The sequence below is a fragment of the Rhodococcus jostii RHA1 genome, from assembly GCF_000014565.1.
GTDB lineage: Bacteria > Actinomycetota > Actinomycetes > Mycobacteriales > Mycobacteriaceae > Rhodococcus_F > Rhodococcus_F jostii_A.
On sequence record NC_008268.1, the window covers coordinates 1292145 to 1311298 of the forward strand.

Annotated in this window: 19 protein-coding genes and 1 pseudogene; 5 read left to right on the forward strand and 15 right to left on the reverse strand. The window is 69.7% G+C overall.

Annotated elements, in window-relative coordinates; genetic code table 11:
- The first annotated feature begins 34 nt into the window (after window positions 1–34).
- Window positions 35–379 carry an ArsR/SmtB family transcription factor gene (locus RHA1_RS44470; RefSeq protein WP_016879990.1) on the forward strand — a complete coding sequence of 115 codons (345 nt, stop codon included), beginning with the start codon at window positions 35–37 and terminating at the stop codon, window positions 377–379.
- A gap of 5 nt (window positions 380–384) precedes the next feature.
- Window positions 385–810, forward strand: coding sequence for a Fur family transcriptional regulator (locus RHA1_RS05920; RefSeq protein ID WP_011594307.1), 426 nt, complete (start codon window positions 385–387; stop codon window positions 808–810).
- Window positions 811–813: 3 nt separating this feature from the next.
- On the opposite strand, the gene RHA1_RS05925 is transcribed toward RHA1_RS05920, so the two are convergent.
- From RHA1_RS05925 to RHA1_RS05980, 12 genes are all read right to left on the reverse strand, one after another.
- Entirely contained in the window at window positions 814–1215 is a 402-nt protein-coding gene (locus RHA1_RS05925) for a hypothetical protein (RefSeq protein ID WP_011594308.1), read from the reverse strand.
- Complete coding sequence (locus RHA1_RS05930) at window positions 1212–2021, reverse strand: isoprenyl transferase (protein WP_041812323.1); 810 nt, start codon at window positions 2019–2021, stop codon at window positions 1212–1214. The genes RHA1_RS05925 and RHA1_RS05930 overlap by 4 nt, the downstream gene beginning before the upstream one ends.
- Window positions 1987–2802, reverse strand: coding sequence for a DNA repair protein RecO (gene recO / locus RHA1_RS05935; RefSeq protein ID WP_011594310.1), 816 nt, complete (start codon window positions 2800–2802; stop codon window positions 1987–1989). The genes RHA1_RS05930 and recO overlap by 35 nt, the downstream gene beginning before the upstream one ends.
- A gap of 58 nt (window positions 2803–2860) precedes the next feature.
- On the reverse strand, window positions 2861–3823 hold the full coding sequence (locus RHA1_RS05940; RefSeq protein ID WP_011594311.1) for an alpha/beta fold hydrolase: 963 nt from the start codon (window positions 3821–3823) through the stop codon (window positions 2861–2863).
- 89 nt (window positions 3824–3912) lie between these two features.
- Window positions 3913–4203, reverse strand: a complete 291-nt coding sequence (locus RHA1_RS05945; RefSeq protein WP_011594312.1) for a DUF1905 domain-containing protein — start codon at window positions 4201–4203, stop codon at window positions 3913–3915.
- Between the two features lie 90 nt (window positions 4204–4293).
- Window positions 4294–4974 carry a response regulator gene (locus RHA1_RS05950; protein ID WP_005247902.1) on the reverse strand — a complete coding sequence of 227 codons (681 nt, stop codon included), beginning with the start codon at window positions 4972–4974 and terminating at the stop codon, window positions 4294–4296.
- Window positions 4971–7508, reverse strand: a complete 2538-nt coding sequence (locus tag RHA1_RS05955) for a DUF4118 domain-containing protein (RefSeq protein ID WP_011594313.1) — start codon at window positions 7506–7508, stop codon at window positions 4971–4973. The genes RHA1_RS05950 and RHA1_RS05955 overlap by 4 nt, the downstream gene beginning before the upstream one ends.
- Window positions 7509–7515: 7 nt before the next feature.
- Window positions 7516–8166: a potassium-transporting ATPase subunit C gene (locus RHA1_RS05960; protein WP_011594314.1), complete on the reverse strand. Its 651-nt coding sequence runs from the start codon at window positions 8164–8166 to the stop codon at window positions 7516–7518.
- Window positions 8167–8172: 6 nt separating this feature from the next.
- Window positions 8173–10278 carry a potassium-transporting ATPase subunit KdpB gene (gene kdpB, locus RHA1_RS05965; protein WP_011594315.1) on the reverse strand — a complete coding sequence of 702 codons (2106 nt, stop codon included), beginning with the start codon at window positions 10276–10278 and terminating at the stop codon, window positions 8173–8175.
- Entirely contained in the window at window positions 10275–11990 is a 1716-nt protein-coding gene (gene kdpA, locus RHA1_RS05970; protein WP_011594316.1) for a potassium-transporting ATPase subunit KdpA, read from the reverse strand. Before kdpA ends, kdpB begins: the two co-directional genes overlap by 4 nt.
- On the reverse strand, window positions 11990–12088 hold the full coding sequence (locus tag RHA1_RS05975) for a potassium-transporting ATPase subunit F (RefSeq protein ID WP_041811152.1): 99 nt from the start codon (window positions 12086–12088) through the stop codon (window positions 11990–11992). Before RHA1_RS05975 ends, kdpA begins: the two co-directional genes overlap by 1 nt.
- A 241-nt stretch (window positions 12089–12329) precedes the next feature.
- On the reverse strand, window positions 12330–12959 hold the full coding sequence (locus RHA1_RS05980; protein WP_011594318.1) for a pyridoxamine 5'-phosphate oxidase family protein: 630 nt from the start codon (window positions 12957–12959) through the stop codon (window positions 12330–12332).
- A gap of 18 nt (window positions 12960–12977) precedes the next feature.
- Here RHA1_RS05980 and pdxR point away from each other — a divergent pair, with 18 nt between their 5' ends.
- The 3 genes from pdxR to RHA1_RS05995 are packed head-to-tail and all read left to right on the forward strand — an operon-like array spanning window position 12978 to window position 16538.
- Complete coding sequence (gene pdxR / locus RHA1_RS05985; protein ID WP_041811154.1) at window positions 12978–14486, forward strand: MocR-like pyridoxine biosynthesis transcription factor PdxR; 1509 nt, start codon at window positions 12978–12980, stop codon at window positions 14484–14486.
- 39 nt (window positions 14487–14525) lie between these two features.
- Window positions 14526–15971, forward strand: coding sequence for an amidase (locus tag RHA1_RS05990; RefSeq protein WP_011594320.1), 1446 nt, complete (start codon window positions 14526–14528; stop codon window positions 15969–15971).
- 3 nt (window positions 15972–15974) lie between these two features.
- A complete protein-coding gene (locus RHA1_RS05995; RefSeq protein WP_011594321.1) occupies window positions 15975–16538 on the forward strand; it encodes a TetR/AcrR family transcriptional regulator in 564 nt (187 codons plus the stop codon).
- A 51-nt stretch (window positions 16539–16589) separates the two neighbouring features.
- Here the strand turns inward: RHA1_RS05995 and era are convergent, their stop codons facing one another.
- The 3 genes and pseudogenes from era to RHA1_RS06010 form a co-directional block, all read right to left on the reverse strand.
- Window positions 16590–17507, reverse strand: coding sequence for a GTPase Era (gene era / locus RHA1_RS06000; RefSeq protein WP_011594322.1), 918 nt, complete (start codon window positions 17505–17507; stop codon window positions 16590–16592).
- Window positions 17500–17832 carry a cytidine deaminase-like protein gene (locus RHA1_RS06005; RefSeq protein WP_011594323.1) on the reverse strand — a complete coding sequence of 111 codons (333 nt, stop codon included), beginning with the start codon at window positions 17830–17832 and terminating at the stop codon, window positions 17500–17502. The genes era and RHA1_RS06005 overlap by 8 nt, the downstream gene beginning before the upstream one ends.
- Window positions 17825–19145 (reverse strand): annotated as a pseudogene (locus tag RHA1_RS06010) (hemolysin family protein). The gene RHA1_RS06005 and the pseudogene RHA1_RS06010 overlap by 8 nt, the downstream one beginning before the upstream one ends.
- Window positions 19146–19154: the final 9 nt, after the last annotated feature.

Genomic DNA, 19154 nt, shown 5'->3' on the forward strand with positions numbered 1-19154 from the left:
CGTCCATTGTCCGGCACACCGAAGGAGATCACTGGTGAGCGTCATCGATCCCGGGGATCTGCATCCGTTCGAGGCGGCGGCGCCCGCTCCCGTGCCGTCGAAGGAGACCCTTGCGGCGGCCGGCGACATCCTGCGCGCCCTCGCCGCCCCCGTCCGGATCGCGATCGTCCTCCAGCTCCGCGAATCGGAACGGTGCGTGCACGAACTCGTCGGGGCACTCGGAGTCACCCAGCCACTGATCAGCCAGCATCTTCGCGTGCTCAAGGCCGCGGGCGTCGTCCGCGGCGAACGCACGGGACGTGAGGTCCTCTACCGCCTGGTGGACGACCACCTCGCCCACATCGTCGTGGACGCCGTCGCGCACGCCGAGGAAGGATAGAAGCCTTGACCCAGAACACCGGCCAGCGCAAGCCCGTCGTCGTGGGAGTACGCGCCACCAAGCAGCGCAGCGCCATCTCCGCGCTCCTCGACGACATCGAGGAGTTCCGGTCGGCGCAGGAACTGCACGACGAACTCCGCAAGCGCGGCGAGGGCATCGGGTTGACCACCGTCTACCGCACCCTGCAGACGCTCGCCGACGCCGGAACGGTCGACGTCCTGCGTACCGACACCGGTGAATCCGTGTACCGGCGCTGCTCGTCCGGACATCACCATCACCTCGTCTGCCGCACCTGCGGCTACACCGTCGAGGTCGAGGGGCCCACCGTCGAGCAGTGGTCGCAGTCGATCGCCGACGCCCACGGCTTCTCCGACGTCAGCCACACCATCGAGATCTTCGGCCTCTGCAAGGACTGCAGCGCGACGCAGTGAGCGTCAGGGGATCAGCCCCTGACGGGCGGTATCGGCCCCGCTCAACACGAGAAGCAGCATCGTGGTCAGCGCCTCGTCTTCGAGCCCGGCGGCCGGGAACGTGTAGCGCAGGATGACGTCCGCGAGCCGGCCGTGGCCGAACACCGCGATCGAACCGAACTGCAGTGCGCCGTTCCGCTCCGCGACCCTCTTGTGCAGCGACGCGCTGACCGGACGATCCCAGGCCAGCACGCACGTCATCGACAGCACATCGAGGCCCTCGGTGAGGGTCATCGCACTGATCGAGCACAGCGCTCCGGCGTACTCGAAACTCAGCGAGCCGTCCTCCGCCCGGGTGACGGTGGCGAAGTGTTCGAGCGCGTCCGCCGCCCGCTCGAGCAGTGCGGGCGCCCCGTCGACGGTCATTTCACCCCACCGAACCGACGGTCACGCGATGCGTACTCCACGCATGCCGCCCACAGGTCCCGGCGGTCGAAATCGGGAAACAACTTCTCCTGATACACCATCTCGGCGTAGGCCGACTGCCAGATCAGGAAGTTGGACGTGCGCTGCTCGCCGGACGGCCGGAGGAACAGGTCGACGTCCGGCATGTCCGGCTCGTCGAGATACCGGGCCACGGTCGCCTCGGTGATCTTCTCCGGGTCGAGTTGCCCCGCCGCGACCCGCCTGCCGATCTCCTTCGCCGCGTCGGCGATCTCCGCGCGCCCGCCGTAGTTGACGCACATGGTCAGGTTCATGACCGTGTTGTGCTTCGTCAGCTCCTCGGCGATCTCGAGTTCCTTGATGACGCTGCGCCACAGCTTGGGCCGGCGACCCGCCCACCGCACGCGCACCCCCATCTCGTGCATCTCGTCGCGGCGACGCCGGATCACGTCGCGGTTGAAGCCCATCAGGAAGCGGACTTCCTCGGGGCTGCGTTTCCAGTTCTCGGTGGAGAACGCGTAGGCCGACAACCATTCGACGCCCATCTCGATGCACCCGCAGACGGCGTCCATCAACACGGCCTCGCCGCGTTCGTGGCCCGCGGTCCGGGGCAGTCCCCGCTCCTGCGCCCAGCGGCCGTTGCCGTCCATCACCAGCGCGATGTGCCGGGGCACGAGTTCGGGTTGCAGGCCCGGCGGGCGGGCGCCCGAGGGGTGCTGGTCCGGCGGCCGGATCTGGCGCTCGGACCCGGAATTATGCGGGGCTCGAGGTTCGCGTCGTCGAATCACGGTCCCCATCCTGCCTGACCGAATCCTCCACCCTTACCGCCGCATGCGGTCGTGCGCGTTCGATCAGCGGGAGGGTGCGGAGTTGCCGTTCGAGGTGCCATTGCAGGTGCGCCGCGACGAGACCGCTGGCCTGCCCCCGCAACGACTCGGGCACGTCCTCCGTGCTCGCCCAGTCGCCGCGGATCAGCGCATCCATCAGGTCGAGGACACCCGGTGACGGCGTGGCGGCGCCCGGCGGCCGGCAATGGACGCACACCGCTCCCCCGGCGGCCACGTGGAATGCCCGGTGCGGTCCGGGGGCGCTGCACCGCGCGCAGTCGTCGAGGGCGGGAGCCCATCCCGCAAAACCCATGGCCCGCAACAGGAAGGCGTCGAGGATCAGCTCGCACGGGCGGTTGTGCTCGGCGACGGCCCGCAGCGCACCTACCGTCAGGCGATGCAGTTGCGGCGCCGGGGCCCGTTCCTCACCGGCGAGCCGCTCGGCGGTCTCGAGGATCGCGCACGCCGTGGTGTACCGGGAGTAGTCGTCGACGATGTCGGTCGCGAATGCGTCGACCGTCTGGACCTGGGTGACGATGTCGAGGTTGCGGCCGGGGTAGAGCTGCACGTCGATGTGCGCGAACGGCTCGAGCCGGGCGCCGAACTTGGACTTCGTGCGGCGCACCCCCTTGGCGACCGCGCGCACCAGACCGTGCTGCCGGGTGAGGAGTGTGACGATACGGTCGGCCTCGCCCAGCTTGTGCTGGCGCAGGACCACCGCATTGTCTCGATACAACCTCACCGGTCCAGTCTCCCACGTCGAGGCGACCACATTCCGCAGGCCGAGCCGCGTGCGACGGTCAGGGCTCGGTGCGCCCGTCGCGCACGGCGTCGACGACGTCGCGGACTCCGTCGACGACGAGTTGCGGCTGCTCGATGTTGATGTTGTGGCCGCTGTTCGTGTTCGTGACATGTTTGGCACCCGGGACGAGTTGTGCCAGATCCGCCTGCGCCTTCGGCTGCACGGCGTCGAGGGCCGGGCCGTAGCCGGGATCGATGTCGGCGGGGAGGCTTCCGTTCGCGACGCCCTCCGCGATCTGCGGCGCCACCGAGCGGTCGGCGGAGAGAACGACGAGCGGCTGGGGCCGGATCGGTTCGGCGGCGCGGATCTCGTCGAAGCTGCGGACGAAGTCGACGCGCTCGAGGTCCGGGTATTCGTCGAGACTGTCCTGCTGCGGGGTGTTGAGCCGCAGGAACTCCTGGAACTGCTCCGGGGGCAGGAGTGTCTGCAACTCCTCCGACTGCGCGTCGATCAGCACCATGCCCGCCACCTCGTCGGGATGGGTGCCGGCGAAGAGTCTCGCGATCTGACCGCCGTAGGAGTGGGCGGCCAGCACGTAGGGGCCGGGGCCGGCCTCGCCGGTGGCGCCCAGCAGCGACTGGAGGTCGGCGACCGCGTCCGTGGTGGTGATCGGCTGCGGAACCGGGTCGCTGCGGCTCAATGCGTCGTCGCCCAGCACGACTCCCGGCCGGTCGTACGAGCAGACTCGGGTGAACTCGGCGACACCGTCGAAGGCCGAAGTGGCGGCCGGATCGGCCGTCGTCGTCCACTGATCGGCGCCGAACCGGAGACCGGACGCAAACACGACGGTCGGTGCGCCTGTGCCCGCGCACTCCAGATAGATGTGGCGGTCCCCGCCGATGTCGACGGTGCCCGCGAAATCCTTGCTCGCGCCGTCGCCGTCATCGGCTCCACACGCGGCGACGAGCAACACGACGCCCACTGCCGGGAGCCACCTCGACAACCGTTGCCTGTTCGGCACGACACACCTCGGAACCGGTCCGGAAACGCACCGCGCTCCCGGTGGTTCCATACCCCGGTCAGCTGCGTTCAAACGGCGGCGCCCCCCGGTCAGCTCAGCCGCTGGTCGAGATGCACCGACACCTCGACGCCGGCCGCGTCCTTGCCGATCAGCCTGCACAGTGCGATCTTCAGGGGAAGCCAGTGCGGACCCTCGCCCGAGGGCATCAGGGTGGCATTGAACGGGTGGCCGTCGATGGTCCCGCCGACCTTCACCGGCCGCCTCGTTCCGAGGAGTTCGGCGGAGTCCGGCACGGTCACGTACGTCGCGAACGCCCCGTCCTTCTGGATCGGCGCCGTAAAGGTGTGCGCGAGCGATTGCGGGGTCTCCGGTGCGGGCATTCGTGGATCCTCCGGTCGAGTGTGATGCTGCGGTCGAAAGGTAGGACTCCCGGAGCCGGCCGGAATCATCGGTCGTGAGCGGGATTACCGTCACACCTGGAACCGGTAGCCCATCCCGGCCTCGGTGATGAGGTGACGCGGGTGGGACGGGTCGTCCTCGAGTTTGCGCCTCAGCTGCGCCAGATACACCCGCAGGTAGTGGGTCTCGGTGGCGTACGCCGGACCCCACACCTCCCGCAGCAGTTCCTTCTGCCCCACCAGCTTGCCCTTGTTGCGCACGAGCATCTCGAGCATCCCCCACTCGGTCGGCGTCAGGTGCACCTCGGCCCCCGCCCGGCGCACCGTCTTCGCCGCCAGATCGACCGTGAACGAATCCGTTTCCACCACAGGTTCACTCGTGTCGACGGCCGTCGTCGCCCGGCGGGCGGCCGCACGCACCCGCGCCAGGAACTCGTCCATCCCGAACGGCTTGGTGACGTAGTCGTCGGCGCCGGCGTCGAGGGCCTCCACCTTGTCCGCGGAGTCGGTCCGCGCAGACAACACGATCACCGGTGCGGGGCACCACCCGCGGAGGCCGGCGAGCACCTCGGTGCCGTCCATGTCGGGTAGCCCGAGGTCGAGCACGATCACGTCCGGTGGTCGCTCGGCCGCGGCGCGCAGGGCGGCGGCCCCGGACGCGGCCGTCACCACGTCGTATCCGCGCACGCTCAGATTGATCCGCAGCGCGCGGAGAATCTGAGGTTCGTCGTCGACGACGAGAACTCTCGTCATGGATGCGCCCCTCCCGCCCCGGCCAGTTCCACCACCATCGTCAGACCACCGCCGGGGGTGTCGGTGGCGCTGATGGTCCCGCCCATCGCGTCCACGAATCCGCGGACGACGGAGAGCCCGAGCCCGACTCCCGTGGTGGTGTCGCGGTCCCCCAGCCGCTGGAACGGGGCGAACATCTCGTCTGCCCGCCCACGCGGAATTCCCGGCCCCGTGTCGGCGACGGTGACGACGGCGCGGTCGCCGACCGCCGCGGCACCGACGCGGATCACGGAGTCCTCACCGTAGCGGAGTGCGTTGTCGATCAGATTCGCGAGCACCCGCTCGAGCAGGCCCGAATCCGCCATCGCCGCGACCGTTCCGACGTCGACCTCCACCCTTTCCCGGGCCCTGGTCCCGGTCCGGCCGCCGATTCCCAGACCCACCAGCGCCCGGTGCACCACCTCGTCGAGGTACACCGGCCGCAGCGTCGGGGTCACCACTCCCGCCGCGAGACGGGACGAGTCGAGCAGGTTGCCGACGAGGGAGGTCAGGACGTCGGCCGATTCCTCGATGGTCGCGAGCAGTTCGGCGGTGTCCTCGGGTGAGAAGTCGACGTCGTCGCTGCGCAGGCTGGACGCGGCGGCCTTGACCGCGGCCAGCGGGGTCCGGAGGTCGTGGCTGACGGCGGACAGCAGCGATCGCCGCAACCGGTCGGCCTCGGCCAGCGCCTGCGCCTGCCCCGCCTCCTGCGCGAGCTCGGTCTGACGGATCATGCCCACCGCCTGGTTGGCGACGGCGAGCAGCACGCGACGGTCCCGGGCGTGCAGTTCACTTCCGCGCAGGGCGAGCGCGTACTCCCCTTCCCCCACCTCGCAGACGGTGTCGGCGTCGTCGACGCTCACCGGTGGGTGCGGCCCGACGGACCCCACCGGACCGCGGTCGCGGTGCAGCACGCTGACCGAATCCTGGCCGTAGGTCTCGCGCACCTTCTCGAGCAGGGTGCCGAGGTCGGCGCCGCGCAGCACCGATCCGGCGAACAGTGCCAGCAGCTCGGCTTCCTGCGACGCCCGGCGGGCTTCCCGCGACCGCTTGGCGGCCGCGTCGACCAGGACCGCGACGGCGACGGCCACCACGAGCAGCACGACCGTGGTGATGAAGTTGTCCGGCTCGGCGATGGTGAAGCTCCGCACCGGCGGCGTGAAGAAGTAGTTGAGGAACAGACCCGAGATCAGCGCGGAGAACGCGGCGGGGGCGACACCCCCGAGCAGCGAGACGAGCAGCACCACGATGAAGAACAGGGCCCCCTCGCCGACCAATCCGAGCCACCGGTCGACGGCACTCATCACGAGCGTGGCCACCGACGGTACGAGGACGGCGGCGATCCAGGCGATCGCCGTGCGCGAACGGGAGCCCACCGGCGACAACCGCCGCGGGCGGTGGGATTCGCCGTGCGTCACCATGTGCACGTCGATCGACCCGGACTGGTGCAGCACGCTCGCGCCGATGCCCTCGTCGAAGATCCGTGCCCACCGTGAGCGTCTCGACGTGCCCAGCACCAGCTGCGTGGCGTTCGCGGTCCGGGCGAAGTCGAGCAGCGTGGTGGGAACGTCGTCGCCGACGACGCTGTGCAGGCTCGCCCCGATGCTCGCGGCGAGCGTGCGCACCTTGCCCATCTCCGGAGCCGAGACACCCGCGAGGCCGTCGCCGCGCACCACGTGCACGACGATCAGTTCGGCGCTGGATCTCGACGCGATCCGGCCGGCGCGCCGAACCAGCGTCTCCGATTCCAGCCCGCCCGTCACCGCGACCACCACCCGTTCCCGGGCCTCCCACGTGTCGGTGATCTTGTTCTCCGCACGGTATTTCGCGAGTGCGGCATCCACCTGGTCGGCCACCCACAGCAGGGCCAGTTCGCGGAGTGCGGTGAGGTTCCCTTTCCGGAAGTAGTTGCTCAGTGCCGCGTCGACCTTGTCCGCGGCATAGATGTTGCCGTGGGACAGCCTGCGGCGCAGAGCCTCCGGAGTGATGTCGACCAATTCGACCTGGGTGGCGGCGCGCACCACCTCGTCGGGAACCGTTTCCTGCTGCACCACTCCGGTGATCCGCTGGACCACGTCGTTGAGGCTTTCGAGGTGCTGGACGTTGAGCGTCGAGAGGACGTCGATCCCCGCGGCGAGGAGTATCTCCACGTCCTGCCAGCGTTTCTCGTGGACGCTGCCCGGTGTGTTCGTGTGCGCGAGCTCGTCGACGAGGACCAGCGCCGGCCTGCGGGCCAGCACCGCCTCGACGTCGAGTTCCCGGCCGAGCGTGCCCCGGTAGGCGATCAGCTTGGGCGGAACCAGTTCGAGGTCGCCGAGCTGCGCCGCCGTGCGGTCGCGGCCGTGGGTCTCCACCACGGCCGCGACCACGTCGCACCCCCGTTCCCGGCGGCGGTGCGCCTCACCGAGCATCGCGAACGTCTTGCCGACGCCCGGTGCGGCTCCGAGATAGATGCGCAGTTCGCCGCGTCGGTGTTCGGCGTCCCGGCGCTCGCCGTCGGTTCCGGTACCACTCACCTCGCCATCATCCACCAGCGGTCGGGGCCGTGCACTCAGGAGCGGTCAGGCCGAGGGCCAGGTTCAGTTCGAGGACGTTCACCCGTTCCTCACCGAGGAAGCCGAGTTGCCTTCCCTCGGTGTTCTCGTCGACGAGTTGCCGGACCCGGGTCTCGCTGAGACCGTTCTCCGCGGCCACCCTCGGCACCTGCAACGCCGCGTACGCGGGGCTGATGTGCGGGTCGATGCCCGAGCCGGATCCTGTGACCGCGTCGGGCGGTACCACGGCGGGGTCCACCCCTTCCCGGGTGGCGATCGCCGCCCGCCGGTCGGCGATGAACGTCGCCAGGATTTCACTGCTCGGCCCCTGGTTGGTGGGCAGGGCGGAGGCGGGGTCGCCCGTCGCGAACGGATCCTGTTCGGCCACCGACCCGGTGACCCGGTGGTGGAAGAACGGATCCGGCTCCCCCGCAGGCACCTGCGGGTCGACACCGACCCACCGGCTCCCGACGACGCACCCGGTGCTGTCGCGCACCGGAGACCCCTCGGCCGCTCCGGCGCCGATCCTGCTCACCCCCCACACTGCGGCGGGATAAAGCACACCGAGGACTGCCGTGAGTGCGAGCAGGACGAGTAGTCCGGCCCAGGTCTGCCGGAGCAGCCCGATGAGAAATCGCATGCGGGATCACCCAATTCCGGGAACGAGACGGACGACGAGGTCGATGAGCCAGATACCGGCGAACGGTGTGATCACACCGCCGAGGCCGTAGATCAGCAGGTTGCGGCCCAGCAGCGTCGACGCCGACGACGGACGGTAGCGAACGCCTTTCAGCGACAACGGGATCAGCGCGACGATCACCACGGCGTTGAAGATCACCGCCGACAGGATGGCGGATTCCGGGGTGGCCAGCCGCATGATGTTCAGCGTGTTCAGCTGCGGATAGATGCCGCTGAACAGGGCGGGAAGAATCGCGAAGTACTTGGCCAGGTCGTTGGCGAGCGAGAACGTGGTGAGCGCACCGCGGGTGATGAGAAGCTGCTTGCCGATCTCCACCACCTCGATGAGCTTGGTGGGATCCGAATCGAGATCCACCATGTTCCCGGCTTCCTTCGCCGCGGACGTGCCGGTGTTCATCGCCACCCCGACATCCGCCTGGGCCAGCGCCGGGGCGTCGTTGGTGCCGTCCCCGGTCATCGCGACGAGCCGGCCGCGCTCCTGTTCTCTGCGGATCAGCGCGAGCTTGTCCTCGGGTGTCGCCTCGGCCATGAAGTCGTCGACTCCGGCCTCGGCCGCGATGGCCTTCGCCGTCAACGGGTTGTCGCCGGTGATCATCACCGTGCGAATCCCCATGGCCCGCAGTTCCGCGAACCGCTCGGCGATACCCGGTTTCACCACGTCCGACAGCGCGATCACGCCGAGGACGGTCGCTGCGTCTCCGCGGACGGTGGCGACCACCAACGGGGTTCCCCCGGCCTGCGCGATCCGGTTCACGCTGTCGGTGACCGCGGACGCCGCGCGTCCGCCGAGCGCCCGCACCCAGGTCAGCACCGCGTCGCTCGCGCCCTTGCGGATCCGGGCGCCGTCGATGTCGAGTCCGCTCATCCGGGTCTGCGCCGTGAACGGCACGAACTCCGCCGCTCTCTCCGCCTCGGACGGTGCGGGGTCCAACCCGAAGTCGCGGGCGCACAGGTCCACGATGCTGCGACCCTCGGGCGTGCCGTCCGCGAGACTGGACAACCGTGCGGCCGTGGCCAACTCGATCGCGGAAACCCCCGGTGCGGGATGCAGGGCCGTGGCCTGCCGGTTGCCGAACGTGATGGTGCCGGTCTTGTCCATCAGCAGGGTGTCGATGTCGCCGGCAGCCTCCACCGCCCGCCCCGACATCGCCAGGACGTTCCGCTGCACCAGTCGGTCCATCCCGGCGATGCCGATGGCCGACAGCAGGGCCCCGATCGTGGTGGGGATCAGGCAGACCAGCAACGCGATCAGCTTGATCGGATCCTGCTCCTGGCCCGCGTACAGGCCCATCGGGCCGATCGCGACGACGGCCAGCAGGAAGATGATCGTCAGCGACGCCAGCAGGATGTTCAGCGCGATCTCGTTCGGCGTCTTCTGCCGCGCCGCCCCCTCCACTAGGGCGATCATCCGGTCCACGAACGACTGTCCGGGGGCCGCGGTGATGCGCACGACGATCCGGTCGGACAGCACGGTCGTGCCACCGGTGACGGCACACCGGTCGCCACCGGATTCGCGGACGACGGGCGCCGATTCGCCGGTGATGGCCGACTCGTCCACGGTCGCAATGCCGTCGACGACGTCACCGTCGCCGGGTATCACCTCTCCCGCCTCGACGACCACCCGGTCGCCGACGGTGAGTTCGGTACCCGCCACCGACTCCACCCGGCCGCTCGCCGCGATCCGGTGGGCGACCGTGTCCTGCTTCACCTTCCGCAGGCTCGCCGCCTGCGCCTTGCCCCGGCCTTCCGCGACCGACTCGGCCAGATTCGCGAACAGCACCGTGAACCACAGCCAGGCGGCGACGGCCCAGGAGAACACGGACGGGTCGGCGACGGCCATGACGGTGGTGACGACGGAGCCGACGAACACCACGAACATCACCGGGTTGCGGGCGAGGTGCCGGGGGTCGAGTTTGCGCAGGGCGCCCGGTAGCGCCGTCACCAGCTGGGCGGGGCTGAAGATTCCCGCCTTCACGGGCGCCGGGTCGTGGCCGGCATCGGTCGTCGTGGTCGCCGCCTCGTTCTCCAGACGACTGGTCACGTTCACACTCACTGCAGAGCCTCCGCGATCGGTCCCAGCGCGAGGGCCGGGAAGAATGTCAACGCCGCGACGAGCACGACGGTGCCGGTGAGGAGCCCGGTGAACATCGGGCCCGCCGTCGGCAGGGTTCCGGCGCCTGCGGCCGTCTTCTTCTGCGACGCCAGGGATCCGGCGAGCGCGAGGACGAAGATGATCGGCAGGAACCGGCCGAACAGCATGCACAGGCCGAGAGCGGTCTGGAACCAGTCGCTCGTCACCGTCAGCCCGCCGAACGCACTGCCGTTGTTGTTCGAGGCCGACGCGAACGCGTACAGCACTTCCGAGAACCCGTGGATGGATCCGGGACTTCCGGGGTCGCCGCTGTTGCCCTGGTAACCGGTGGTCGAGGACAGGATCACGGTGATCCCGGTCCCGATCAGGACGAGCGCCGGCATCACCAGCACGGACAGGGCGGCGAGGGTGATCTCCCGCTGCCGCAGCTTCTTGCCGAGGTATTCGGGTGTGCGGCCGACGAGGAGTCCGCCGACGAAGACGGCGATCAGGGCGAGGACGAGAATTCCGTAGAGCCCCGTGCCGACACCGCCCGGCGCGATCTCGCCGAGCAGCATGTTGAGCAGAACGGCTCCGCCGCCGAGCGGCGACAGGCTGTCGTGCGCCGAATTCACTGCGCCCGTGGATGTTCCGGTGGTGCTCACGGCGAACAGTGCCGTTCCCGGGATTCCGAAACGCACCTCCTTGCCCTCCATCATCGCGCCCGCGGCGGTGGCGGCGACGCCGCGCCGACCCGACTCCGCGGCCAGCGTGACCGCGAGGAGCGATCCCCACAGGATGCCCATCACGGCGAGCAGGGTCAGCCCCTGGCGGTGCCCGGACACCTCGCTCGCTCGGTCGTGAGGATCGCCGACCATGGTGCCGAACGTGCGGGTGAGGGAGACCGGGATCAGCAGGATCGCGAGGATCTCGACGATGTTGCTGACCGGCGTCGGGTTCTCGAACGGGTGCGCTGAATTGGCGGCGAGAATCCCGCCGCCGTTGGTGCCGAGTTCCTTGATCGCTTCCTGCGAGGCGACGGGCGCGAGTGCGTTGGTGACGGAGTTGCCGTCCAGACCGGTGGACGCGAAGCCCGGGTGGAAGGACTGGATCACGCCCTGGCTCAGCAGGATCAGCGCGATCACGAAGGAGAACGGCAGCAGAATACGCAGGCTGCCCCGGGTGAGGTCCACCCAGAAGTTGCCGATCTCACCGCCGCGCGACACCCGGACGAATCCGCGGATCAGCGCCACCGCGACGGCCATGCCCACCGCTGCGGACACGAAGTTCTGCACAGCGAGCCCGACCGGCTGGGTCAGGTTGCTCATCGTCGTCTCGGGCGCATACGACTGCCAGTTGGTGTTCGTCACGAACGACACGGCCGTGTTGAACGCCACCGCGGGACTGACCCCGGAGAGGTCCCCGGACAGCGGCAGCACGCCCTGGATGCGCTGCAGCGCGTAGAGGAACAGCACACTCGCCGTAGAGAATCCCAGCACGCTGCCCGCGTAGCCGTACCAGGTCTGCTCGGTGTGGGGGTTGATGCGGCACAGGCGGTACAGGACGGATTCGAACCGCAGGTGACGGCGTGATTCGTACACGCGCGCCATGTAGTCGCCCACCGGCACGTAGGCGACCGCGAGGACGGCGAGGACGAAGGCGACCTGCAGTCCGGCCGCCAGGGCAGGCGTCATCAGAACCGCTCCGGGTCGATGAGCGCGATCAGGAGGTACACGACGAGCGCTGCGGCGATCGTGACCAGCGCGACCGCGAGTATTCCGGCGCCCGTCATTTCACGCGTCCGGTCTGCAGGGCACGGAGAACGAGCGCGCAACAGGCGAATCCGCCGACGACGAGCGCGACGTAGGCCACATCGGCCATGTGAGGATCCCTCTTCGTACTGATCCTGCGGTTCAGCGCAGGCATGACACCCCACGGTTGTGGGGTGTCATGCCAGCATCACGCCGGATCTCGGCGAAAGAGGCGGCGCTGACGAAGCGCTTACGGGACTCCTCCGGCTCTTGACGCTTTCCTTACGCGGTCCGGGTCAGCCGCGACACGGACGCGGGCACGGGTGTGCCGCTCGCCACCCACGGTGCCGGGACGGGCGCACCGGCGACCGACCGAACCGGGACCACGCCGGCCCACGCGCTGCTGGTTTCCGTGGGTTCGCCCGGCGGTGCGTCCCGCACCTTGACGGTCCACTGGCCCGGCGTGATCGGGAGGGCGAGGGCCAGTGTCGCGGCGAGTTCCTTGCGCCGGTGCCCCCGGACCTCCGTGCTGCGGCCGGGGATCAGCACGTCCGACAGCGCGTTCAGTGCGTCGGCGGATTCGTCTTCGCCGAGGGTGACGAGGTTGCCCCGCACCACCGCCGAACGGTAGTTGGCGGACGAGTCGAACAGGGTGTCCGCGACGACGATTCCGTCGAGCATCGCGACGCACAGCACCGCAGGCGCGCCCGCCGCCACCTGCCGCAGCGCACCGGCCCCGGTGGAGCCGTGCAGCAGGATCCTGTCGCCGTCGCGGGCGTACAGCATCGGCACGGCCCATGGCAGCCCGTCGACGACGGTGGCGAGGGTGCCCATCGGCGCGGCGTCGAGGACGGCGTCGAGTTGCGCGCGTTCGGTGCGGGCACGGTCGGGGTATCTCATGATCTTGTCCACGAGACCATCCTCACCCTAATGTGGATCATCCTCCAGATCCACAATCATCATTATCGACAGACCAGTATTGTCGGGACCATGCCCCGGATCAGCCCCGAACTGCACCTGACGTTGCGGCTCCCCGACACCGACGCGCCGCTGCGGCATCGCATCGCGGAGTCGATCCTCGACGAGATCCGCGTGGGTCGCCTGCGACCCGGCGACCCACTGCCCTCCTCGCGGGCGCTGGCCGAACACCTGACAGTCGCGCGGGCGTCGGTGGTCGACGCCTACGACGAACTCTGCTCGTCCGGATACGCGAACGCCCGCGCCGGGTCCGGCACCCGGATCGCACCCGGCGCCGACGTCGCGGCCCGCGCACACGTCGCCTCGCACACGATCACCCGAACGTCGGATCAGGCCTCCTCCGCCGCCCCGGGAACACCGGCGGCGCTGTGGGATCTCACTCCGGGCCACCCCGATCCCGCCCTGATCTCCACCGTCGACTGGCGCCGGGCGTGGCGGTCGGCCGCCGCCGCGGCCGTGACCTCGGACGTCCCGGGCCCGGACGCACACCCGGAGTTGCGACGGTCCCTCGTGGAACATCTACGCCGCACCCGCGGGATCGCGGCGGGCCCCGACGAACTGGTGATCGTTCCCGGAGTCGCCGCTGCGCTCCGCACCCTCGTGACCGCAGCAGGACTCCGCGGCCGGGACGTGGTGTTCGAGGAGCCCGGCTACAGCCGGGCCCGCACCGTCCTCGACGGTTCGGGGGTTCGGACGCGCAGCGTGTCCGTGGACGGCGACGGCCTCGACCCCGCCCTGCTGCGCGCCACCGACGCCGCGGCCTACTGCACGCCTGCCCATCAGTATCCGATGGGAGCCCGGATACCGGTGAGCCGCAGGGCCCGGCTCGTGGCCGACGCCGCGGCCTCCGGAACGGTGATCATCGAGGACGACTACGACGGCGAGTTCCGCTACGACGTGTCGGCACTGCCAGCCCTGCGCAGCATCGACCGCGGGTCGGAATGCGTGGCGTACGTGGGCACAGCGTCGAAGATCCTCACTCCCTCGATCCGCGTGGCGTGGGTGATCGCGCCTCCGGCGCTCCGGCCGGGACTCGTCCGGGCCCTCGACGCGAGCGGTGAGGCATGCTGCGCGACCACGGCCCTCGCGCTGGCGCATTTCATCGACTCGGGCGCGCTGTCGCGGCACCTCGCCCGCGCCTCCCGCACCTACTCGGCCCGCCGGGCGGCCTTCGTCGCCGCACTGCAGCAGCAATTGTCCGCGGTCGACACGGACGGTGTCGGGCTGGCCGGCATCGAGGCCGGTCTCCACGTCGTCCTCACGCTGCCCGGTTCCGTCGACGACGTCGCCGTGTCGGCTGAGCTGCAGGACCACGGTGTGACGGTCCCGAGCCTCGCCGATTACCGCACCACACCGGGCGGACCGCGGGGGCTGGTCTGCGGGTACGCCCGGCTCCCCGAATCGCAGGCTCGCGGGGCGGCCGAGGCGATCGGGAGGGTGGTCCGGCGACACCTCGGCTGATACTGTTCGTTCGAACGAACAGTCACGGGGAGGGGCGACATGAGCGCGGGACAACTGGACGATCGACGGCAACGCGACAACGACGGGGATCGGCCCCCGGGACTCGTCGAGCAGGCGCAGGCGCTGGCCTCCGGCGCCGCCACGTCGGTGGCGGCCACCCGCACCGCCCTCGACCGCATCGACGCGAGCCAGCCGACGCTCAACGCGTTCAAGGTGATCCGCCGGACCAAGGCACTGGCCGAAGCCGCCGAGGCCGACCGCCGGATCGCCGCCGGTGAGCGCCTGCCGCTCCTCGGGGTCCCGATCGCCGTGAAAGACGACGTCGACGTGGCCGGCGAGCCGACCGCGTTCGGGTGCCCGGGCGACTTCCCGCCCGCGGCGCGCGACTCCGAGCTGGTGCGACGGCTGCGCGCCGCCGGCGCCGTCGTCGTCGGCAAGACCAACAGTCCGGAGCTCGGACAGTGGCCGCTCACCGGCGGTCCCGCCTTCGGGTACACCCGCAACCCCTGGAACGGTGACCACACCCCCGGAGGGTCGTCCGGCGGCGCCGCGGCGGCCGTGTCCGCCGGTGTGGTGGCCGCGGCGATCGGCTCGGACGGCGCCGGGTCCATCCGCATCCCGGCCGCCTGGACCAACCTCGTCGGGATCAAGCCTCAGCGCGGCCGAATCTCCACCTGGCCTGCAGCCGAGGCGTTCTACGGCCTCACCGTCAACGGCCCGCTGGCCCGGACGGTCGCCGATGCGGCGCTGCTCCTCGACGTCGCATCCGGACCGCACGAGGGCGACCTGCATACGCCCGCGCCGGTCACCGTCAGCGACGCCGTCGGCCGCGACCCCGGACCGCTGCGGATCGCGCTGTCGCTGCGGATCCCGTTCACCGCGACCCCCACCACGCTGCATCCCGAGGTCCGCCAGGGCGTCGCACGGATCGCCGAGGCGCTGCGCAAGCTCGGGCATCGCGTCGTGGTGGACGACCCCGACTACGGGATCATGTTCGGGCTCGGCTTCCTCCCGCGGTCGATGGTCGGCATCGACGACTGGGTGCGGAAGGTCCCGGACCCGTCACTCGTCGACCCCCGCACGAAGGGCAACGCCCGGACCGGGCGACTGTTGCGTGGGGCACCGCTACGCGCCGCGCGCGCCGCCGAGCCGAGGATGCAGCGACGGGTCGGCGCGATCTTCGACAAGTACGACCTCGTCCTCGCCCCGACCACCGCGACTCCCCCACCGAGGGTCGAGGGGATCGACGGCATCAGCTCGTGGGCCACGGACAAGGTGATCACCGCGGTCTGCCCGTACGCGTGGCCGTGGAACGTACTGGGCTGGCCCAGCGTGAACGTGCCGGCCGGGTTCACGTCCGGCAACCTGCCGACCGGAGCCCAGCTGATGGGTCACGACGGTGCCGAGCCGCTGCTGGTGTCGGTTGCGGCCCAGTTGGAGTCGGTGCTGCGGTGGGACCTCGAACGCCCCGAGAAGTGGTGGTGACCGGTGGCTTCGACGGACGTTCGTGACCGCATCCTCGCGGCGGCACTGCACATCGTCGGCACGGAAGGCATTCCCGGCGTGACCAATCGGCGGATCGCCGCGCAGGCCGGCGTGTCGCTCGGCTCCATCACGTACCACTTCCCCACGCAGACGGACCTGTTGCGCGCCGCGCTGTCCGGGTTCGTGACGGAGGAGACGCAGCGGCTGTCGGAGCTGGCGGAGGGGTACCGGGACAAGGGGCTGAGCCTCGAGGACGCCGCCGCGCTCACCGGTAAGGTCGCGAAGGACCTGGCGTTCTCCGCCGAGCGGATCGCCCCGTTCGAGCTGTACATCCAGGCGGGACGCGACCACGAGCTGCGTCAGGCCGCCGCCGAATGCTTCGCCGCATACGACGATTTGACGGCGACGATCCTCACCGCCCTCGGCGTCCCGGACGCGGCGTCCGTGGCCCCGACCATCGTCGCGACCATCGCCGGCCTGCAGCTCAGGAGACTCGCGACCGGAAGCGACGGCGATCACGACTTCGCGACGTCGGTGCTCCTTCTGCTCAGGGCCGCCGCCCCGTGAGTGGTTGACGAGCCTCAGGACTCGTTCACCACGCACGGGTGGCGCAGCCGCCTAGAATCCGAGGCGGCCCAGCTGTTTCGGGTCGCGCTGCCAGTCCTTGGCCACCTTGACGTGCAGTTCGAGGAAGATCTTGGTGCCGAGCAGCTTCTCGATCTGCAGCCGGGCCTTGGTCCCCACCTCACGGAGGCGCGCGCCGCCCTTGCCGATCACGATGCCCTTCTGGGACGGGCGTTCGACGTAGAGCAGGGCGTGGACGTCGAGCAGTTCGCCCTGCTTCTCGGTGCGTCCCTCGCGGGGGATGATCTCCTCGATGACCACGGCCAGGGAGTGCGGCAGTTCGTCGCCGAGCCCCTCGAGTGCGGCCTCGCGAATGAGTTCGGCCATCAGCGTCTCTTCGGGTTCGTCGGTGAGCTCGCCGTCCGGGTAGAACGCCGGGCCCTCCTCCATCTTCGACGCGAGGACGTCGACGAGCACCTCCACCTGCTCACCGGAGGCGGCGGAGACGGGCACGACATCCGCCTCGGGACCGAGGAGCTTGGACACGGCCAGCAACTGCTGCCCGACCATGTCCTTGCTGACCTTGTCGATCTTCGTGACGATGCCGATGAGCGTGGTCTTCGGCGCGATCTGACGGACCTGCTGCACGATCCACCGGTCGCCGGGGCCGATCTTCTCGTCCGCCGGGATGCACAGGCAGATCACGTCGACCTCGGAGTAGGTGTCGCGCACGAGGTCGTTGAGGCGCTGGCCGAGGAGCGTCCGGGGGCGGTGCAGACCCGGGGTGTCGACGAGGATCAGCTGCGCGTGGTCGCGGTGCACGATGCCGCGGATGGTGTGGCGGGTGGTCTGCGGACGCGAGGACGTGATCGCGATCTTGCTGCCCACCAGCGCGTTGGTCAGCGTGGATTTGCCCGTGTTGGGCCGTCCGACGAAACAGACGAATCCGGAACGGAATTCGGTTTTACTCATGTTCCTCCTCGATCACGGATCCATCGGTTCGCGCGAAGACGACGGCCGCCTGCGCACTGACTTCGTGTAGTGCGGCGATGCCCGGGTCTTCCGGGGCGCCGCCGATCACGACTGCGGCCTCGAAACCTTCGGCGCCACTCGACACCGCCGCCGCGACGGCCGCCTGCAGCGCGGTCAGCGACAGCGCCGCCAGCGCGACCGCGCCCGCCGAGTAGGTGCGGCCGTCGAGATCGCGGACAGCGGCGCCCTGACCACTTCCGGTGCGGCCGAACGCTCCTCGCGCCAGCACGACCAATTTGGTGTCTTCGTCGCCCAGTTCAGTCATCGCCGTCCTCCCGGTCGCCGTCGCCACTGTCGTCGCCCTCGTCGATCGGCGCGCGTTGCACGAAGACCGTGCTGATGCGCACCCGCCCGCGCACGTCGGGTGAGCCCTCGCCGCGCAGGACGAGACCGTGCGAGACGACCTCCGACCCCGGTAGCGGCACCCTGCCGAGTTCGTAACCGATGAGCCCGCCGACCGTTTCGACCTCGTCGTTCTCCACCTCGATGCCGAACAGTTCGCCGAGATCCTCGATCGGCAGTCGCGCGGAGACCCGGTACATGCCGTCGCCGAGATCCTCGACGGGCGGTGTCTCGTCCTGGTCGTACTCGTCGGCGATCTCACCGACGATCTCCTCGATGACGTCCTCGATGGTGACGAGCCCGGCGATTCCGCCGTATTCGTCCACCAGCAAGGCCATGTGGTTGCGGTCGCGCTGCATCTCGGCGAGCAGGCTGTCGAGGGGCTTGGAGTCGGGCACGAACACGGCGGGCCGCATCACGTCGCCGACGCGGACACTGCGTCCGCCGTCGCGCGAGTGGTACGTCTCCTGCACGAGATCCTTGAGGTACACCACCCCGAGCACGTCGTCGACGTTCTCCCCGATCACGGGGATCCGCGAATGTCCGCTGCGGACAGCCAGCGACGTCGCCTGTCCGGCGCTCTTGTCGCTCTCGATCCACACCATCTCGGTGCGCGGCACCATCACCTCGCGGGCGGACGTGTCGCCGAGTTCGAACACCGACTGGATCATTCGGCGTTCCTCGTCGGCCACCACGCCGCGTTCCTGCGCCATGTCGACGAGTTCGCGCAGTTCGATCTCGGAGGCGAAGGGGCCGTTGCGAAATCCCTTACCGGGGGTGATCGCGTTACCGATCAGGATCAGGAGGCGGCTGATCGGGCCGAGCAGAGTTCCGATGACCTGCAGCGGAAACGACGTGATCAACGCGATCGAGTAGGCGTGCTGGCGACCGAGCGTCCGGGGGCCGACCCCGATCACCACGTAGTCGACGAGCACCATGATGATCGCGGTGAACGTGAGCGCCCACACGGGCTCGAGGAGATCGGACAGGCCACCGACGAGCACCACCGTGGCCGTGATCTCGCACAGGATGCGCAGCAGCACCATGAGATTCACGTAACGCGGGCGATCCGACAGGATGCGGAGCACGCGGGGTGGCTCCGGGGCGATCCTCCTTCGCCATCTCCTCGACGCGCGCGGACGAGATCGTGTTGAGTGCGGAATCGACGGCGGCGAAGACACCACCGAGCGGGACGAGGACGATCGCGAGGACGATCAGCGCGATGGCGCTACTCACAGAAGACCC

Coding starts and splice junctions, on each gene's coding strand:
- RHA1_RS05975 (WP_041811152.1), bottom strand. CDS start 12,088: ATGACGGGCGCCGGAATACTCGCGGTCGCGCTGGTCACGATCGCCGCA.
- RHA1_RS05945 (WP_011594312.1), bottom strand. CDS start 4,203: ATGCCCGCACCGGAGACCCCGCAATCGCTCGCGCACACCTTTACGGCG.
- RHA1_RS05990 (WP_011594320.1), top strand. CDS start 14,526: ATGAGCGCGGGACAACTGGACGATCGACGGCAACGCGACAACGACGGG.
- RHA1_RS06005 (WP_011594323.1), bottom strand. CDS start 17,832: ATGACTGAACTGGGCGACGAAGACACCAAATTGGTCGTGCTGGCGCGA.
- RHA1_RS05960 (WP_011594314.1), bottom strand. CDS start 8,166: ATGCGATTTCTCATCGGGCTGCTCCGGCAGACCTGGGCCGGACTACTC.
- kdpA (WP_011594316.1), bottom strand. CDS start 11,990: ATGACGCCTGCCCTGGCGGCCGGACTGCAGGTCGCCTTCGTCCTCGCC.
- RHA1_RS05950 (WP_005247902.1), bottom strand. CDS start 4,974: ATGACGAGAGTTCTCGTCGTCGACGACGAACCTCAGATTCTCCGCGCG.
- era (WP_011594322.1), bottom strand. CDS start 17,507: ATGAGTAAAACCGAATTCCGTTCCGGATTCGTCTGTTTCGTCGGACGG.
- pdxR (WP_041811154.1), top strand. CDS start 12,978: ATGTGGATCATCCTCCAGATCCACAATCATCATTATCGACAGACCAGT.
- RHA1_RS05925 (WP_011594308.1), bottom strand. CDS start 1,215: ATGACCGTCGACGGGGCGCCCGCACTGCTCGAGCGGGCGGCGGACGCG.